A 1,313-nucleotide genomic window follows, 5' to 3' on the forward strand; every position below is an offset into this window, starting at 1 on the left:
TCTCGGCCAAGGCATTGATGCTCCTATGTTGGTCAAGAGCCTTTCGCGGCTGCTGGGAGCGGCTTTTCAGTACAGAGGTGCTGGTAGATTTCGCGAGCGATGTACCGCTTGAGGCACCGCCGGATTTCGCGAGGCGACTTGCCTTCGGCGGTTCGGCGCTGGATATATTCGCGGGTCGGCGGATGGTGGCGCATGCGAACCAAGGCGACGCGGTACAGAGCCGCATTCGCCCGCCGGTTGCCACCGCGGTTGAGCCGGTGACGGTTGGTCTTGCCACTTGATGCCGGCACGGGGCACACGCCGCATAGCTTGGCGAACGCGGCCTCGGATCGGATCCGCTGAGGATTGTCTCCCAAGACAATGAGCATGTCGGCGATGGTACCGGTCGACACGCCAGGCGCATCCATCAGTGCCGGTGCGTGGGCACGCACCAACTGCTCGAGGGCGGCTTCGTGCTCCTTGATCTCGGCATCCAGCATCAGCCATCGGTTCGCTAATGCGCGTAGCGCCATCTTCGCCGATGCAGTGGTGGACACCAGTGCCCCCGGGCGCAGCGCTGCGATCGCTCGGATAAGCGTCATCTTGCCGGTGATGCCGATGAACCGCTCGCGCAACGCCTGTGGCGCGTTCACCAGCATTGTCTTGAGCGTGACCATAGCTTGTGTTCGCGCTTTGAGCGCAGTGTCGCGGGCTATCTTGAGGTGACGGATCATTTCAACGGTGCCATCACCAACTTTGGGCTCACCGTCGGCGTCACCCGCAAGCACGGCCCTTGCAGCGGACTCGGCATCCACGGTATCGGTCTTGCCATATCGACGCCGGAGCTGCCGGTTGATCCGGCCGACCTCAATGACGCGCAAACCCTTCGCAGCCAGCGCACGTGCGAGGCCGGCACCGTATGAGCCAGTTCCTTCGATGCCGAATGCGTGCACGGTTCCGTGCTCGGTTGCCCAAGCTGCCACCTGGCGATAGCCCTTGCTGGTTACCGGGAACGATGCTGTGGCAAGCCGCGCGCCCAGTCCGTTGATCGCGACCGCGACGTGAACGTCTTTATGGGTGTCGATGCCGATGACGACAGCGTCTGGTGTAATATCATGCATATTGGTCCTCCAGGCGGGTGGAACCCGAAGGCCCTTCGCGAGCGGACAGGACTGTGACGGGACGGCACTCCCTCAGGCTCCTATCAAGTCACGTTTCGCGACGCCTCGGGTGCAGCCTGGAGGGCCGACAGATCAACGCCATGACACGTGGTCAGTCGTAAGCATGGGTCAGACCTTCCAGACTGCATGCATCTTCTCACAGTCATAGCTGTC

At 62.2% G+C, this 1,313-nt stretch carries 1 protein-coding gene; it reads right to left on the bottom strand.

The genetic code is table 11. The features are described from left to right. Positions 1-32: 32 nt before the first annotated feature. A complete protein-coding gene (locus SCA01S_RS21535; RefSeq protein ID WP_062788862.1) occupies positions 33-1,100 on the bottom strand; it encodes an IS110 family RNA-guided transposase in 1,068 nt (355 codons plus the stop codon). Positions 1,101-1,313 lie beyond the last annotated feature (213 nt).

Source organism: Novosphingobium capsulatum NBRC 12533, from assembly GCF_001598375.1.
In the GTDB taxonomy this organism is placed as follows: Bacteria; Pseudomonadota; Alphaproteobacteria; order Sphingomonadales; family Sphingomonadaceae; genus Novosphingobium; species Novosphingobium capsulatum.

Excerpts from the sequence above, each read along its gene's own strand:
- SCA01S_RS21535 (WP_062788862.1), bottom strand. The coding sequence starts at position 1,100 with ATGCATGATATTACACCAGACGCTGTCGTCATCGGCATCGACACCCAT.